This window comes from Microcystis sp. LE19-41.2A, from assembly GCF_027530405.1.
GTDB classification, from domain to species: domain Bacteria; phylum Cyanobacteriota; class Cyanobacteriia; order Cyanobacteriales; family Microcystaceae; genus Microcystis; species Microcystis aeruginosa.
In genome coordinates this window covers 1-3199 of record NZ_JAPZQJ010000656.1, presented here as the reverse complement: position 1 = coordinate 3199, position 3199 = coordinate 1, and the positions used below count along the sequence as shown (strand labels likewise).

General features: G+C 40.7%; 4 protein-coding genes and 1 pseudogene. 2 read left to right on the top strand and 3 right to left on the bottom strand.

Translation table 11 applies throughout. The features are described 5' to 3' along the window. Positions 1 to 228 (top strand): transposase (locus O9290_RS27085; RefSeq protein WP_287717349.1); only part of this gene is annotated, 228 nt, incomplete at its 5' end. Positions 229 to 254: 26 nt separating this feature from the next. Here the strand turns inward: O9290_RS27085 and O9290_RS27080 are convergent. The 3 genes and pseudogenes from O9290_RS27080 to O9290_RS27070 all read right to left on the bottom strand — a co-directional run. Then, positions 255 to 860 (bottom strand): annotated as a pseudogene (locus tag O9290_RS27080) (ISAs1 family transposase); the annotation flags it as partial. Between the two features lie 491 nt (positions 861 to 1351). Beyond that, positions 1352 to 1606: a SemiSWEET transporter gene (locus O9290_RS27075; protein ID WP_002743903.1), complete on the bottom strand. Its 255-nt coding sequence runs from the start codon at positions 1604 to 1606 to the stop codon at positions 1352 to 1354. A gap of 198 nt (positions 1607 to 1804) precedes the next feature. Further along, positions 1805 to 2305 (bottom strand): L,D-transpeptidase, encoded by a 501-nt coding sequence (locus O9290_RS27070; protein WP_002758784.1) that lies wholly within the window; start codon positions 2303 to 2305, stop codon positions 1805 to 1807. 289 nt (positions 2306 to 2594) lie between these two features. Between O9290_RS27070 and O9290_RS27065 the strand changes: the two genes are divergently transcribed. After that, the coding region (locus O9290_RS27065; RefSeq protein WP_288087722.1) for an RNA-guided endonuclease InsQ/TnpB family protein at positions 2595 to 3199 on the top strand (605 nt) is incomplete at its 3' end.

Here is a 3199-nt window from a genome sequence, read left to right as displayed (position 1 = left end):
TCCATCTCGGAATGGTTGGCAAAATCCTCCAGTGTTTTTACCAAGAGTTGTCAAACAATCCGAAACTGGTTTGGAGAAATCATTAGTTATTTCGAGCGAAGGACAACGAATGGGGTGGTCGAGGGAATCAACAATAAACTTAAACTAATAAAACGGAGAGCCTATGGCTTGAGAAACTTTCGGAATTTTTGGGTTAGAAGTATGTTGTCTTGGCATCTTGTATGTTGATTTAGCATAAAGAGTAACGAAGAGCCGCTTTTATCTTCCTCAAAAATTACATCTTTTACCCAATGTAACTGATTTTCTATTTTCCAGTGTCCTCGAATAATTTTAGCAAATACTTGAGCGGATTCAGTTAGGCTACTGATATAGTAAGCTGTTTCTTCATAGGTTTTATCTCCGCGACTACCCCTTCTTTCTACTTTAATAACTCTTCGCAGATTTTCAAACCCTTGTCTTTCATTTTTCCTCACTTTAAAAACTTCTATTTTTCTTGATATTTTTCGTCCATGACTATTATCTTGTTCGAGAAAGCAACTTTCTGCCTTTGAGGAATTACTCAGGTCTTGTATTCGCTGATCAAGATTTTTCTGATTTCCTTTAACGGTGATAACATAATCATTTTTACTCTTGGCTATTAAGCTGATTGTTTTTTTCTGACAGTGTAAAGCATCCCCAGTAAAAACTTTATTTGGGAGAGAGCAATCCTCAATTATAGCTTGACCTTCGTCGATTTCAGACCCTTTTTTATTTTCGATTCTTTTTATGTGTAATACTAAGCCACTTTCTTGACTAAACAATGAGACAAACATAATAAAATTTTGTTGTTCATCATTAGGATTCTTTAGGGCTTGCTGAATAATGGTAAAACCCTTTTAAAATAAGGCTTTTGACCTGTTAAAGTCCGATGTTAGTGCAAGAAAATAGGATTGGGACTTTCAAAAACCTTGCATTATCCTTCTTGTGGTACATCGCTTGGTACAAAAAACAAGGGCAACAAAGCCTGAAACGACCGACTCCTGACTCCTGACTCCTACCCCCAGGAAAAACTTTTTCAGCAGACCCTAGATAGGGTTGGCTGAATAAATCTAAAAACATTGTTCGATAGGACTTTTAGACCTTTAATCGTGCTTCGTGTCACTGAGCTTGTCGAAGTGCTGTTCTAGGTTGGTCGGGGCTTCGGCCGTGAGTTCAGCCGAACGGTTTCATCCCATCTGTAAAACTGAGGGTCTTCACCCCGACATTTGAGATAAATTAACCTAAAAATCCGCTCTCCGTGGCTAGATGTGGGGATAAATTGTAGAATTGTCATGACGAGAGCAAATAGGGAGGCAAGGGATTGTCAGTTGTTTTAATCATATTTAATCTTAAAATAGAGAATTGTCCCCGCTAAGATAAAAGTAACAAAATTAGCGACAATAATCGGTTTACTGCTCATATAAATCCCGTAGATTAGCCAAAGAAAAACCCCCAGACAAAAGCAAATAAACATAGTTAGGGACAAGTCCTTAGCCGAACGATAACGCCAAGTTTTAATCACTTGGGGTAAAAAGGAGACAGTGGTTAATATTCCCGCCACGATCCCGATTAGTTCAATAATATTCACCGCTTATCCTCTTGGCTTAGTTTCTCTCATTTTAAACTGTTGACTATCTAAATTACGCCTGACTTGAAAGAGGGTGTAGGGTGTGGGGTGTGGGGTGTAGGGAAGGAAACCTCTTTCATCTGTGGGGGTGAAAATTTTTTCATCGGGACTGACGACCGACTCCTAACCTCACCAAGAAACTTTTTCAGCAGACACTACTTATTGAGCGATTACTATCACCGAAGTGCCGATTTTTACCTTTTCAAATAAAGCCTTTATATCTCGATCGCGCATCCTGACGCAACCGTGGGAGACGGCCCGGCCGATGAGATTTTCTTGCGGTGTACCGTGAAAACCGATAAAATTGGCGCCATCGGTCCAAAATCCGATCCAACGCGCCCCTAAAGGGTTGTTTTTTCCCGATGGCACCAGTTGCCCGGTGAAAGGATGTTCCCAGACTGGTTCCCGCACCATCTGAATCACCCTAAATTCTCCCGTTGGGGTTTCCCAACCCGGACGACCGATCGCCACTGGGTAAGAAGCGATTATTTTCTGTCCTTGGTAAACAAAAACCCGTCTTTTTTTTAAATTCAGCAGCAAACGGGTTTCCGTTCGAGTTACCGTGGTTGCGGGAAGGGAATTGCCCGGACTAATGGGGGGATTGAGGAAAAATTCCCCTATTCCTAGACATAAACAGAGAATCGGCAGAAAAACTCGCATCTGATACCAGCAAAGTCAAAATTTTTTATCCGTATTCTAATCTGATTGTGAGGATGTCAAACCGTCGATATGGTGAGTGCGGGAGGGAAGGATAAAATCGCAGTCGAGTTGGGCTAATTCGGTTACCTAAAATGTCGGATGAATGCCCCCGCTAAATTTTTCGACAAGACATCAACCTTTGCGGGGGATGAAATCCGACCAGGATATTGACTGCGAAGCACGATTTTAATTCTACCATTTGTAGGTAAACTGTGTTATACTCAATTTATCCAGGGTCGAGGATTAATCGATGCTAGTCGTAGAAGCCAAGTTAAAAAACGGGACACCAGAACAATACCAAAGACTAGATGAAGCAATTAGGACATCTCAGTTTGTGTGTAACTCTTGTGTTCGTTATTGGATGGACAATCAAGGGACAACCCGCAATGATCTCCAAAAACTTTGTGCGGTACTAGCTAACAATAAAGAAACCCCTTGGGTTAATAAATTAAACTCTCAAGCTCGTCAATCGGCTGCTGATAGAGCCTGGCAATCAATTAATAGGTTTTATCAGAATTGTCATGCTAAGATACTTGGGAAAAAGGGGTTTCCTCGGTTCAAAAAGCATAGCCGTTCGGTTGAGTATAAACTAACGGGCTACAAACTATCTGATGAGCGACGTAAAATCAAGTTCACCGATGGTTTTAAAGCAGGAGAATTTGATTTATGGTGTAGTCAAAAAACCTTAGTTTATTATTCAGAGCAACAGATTAAACGGGTAAGAGTTGTTAGACGTGCTGACGGTTATTATTGCCAGTTTTTAATTGACGTAGAACGGCAAGAATACCATAAACCAACGGGACAAATAACAGGAATTGACTTAGGGTTAAAGGAATTTTATACCGATGCTCAAGG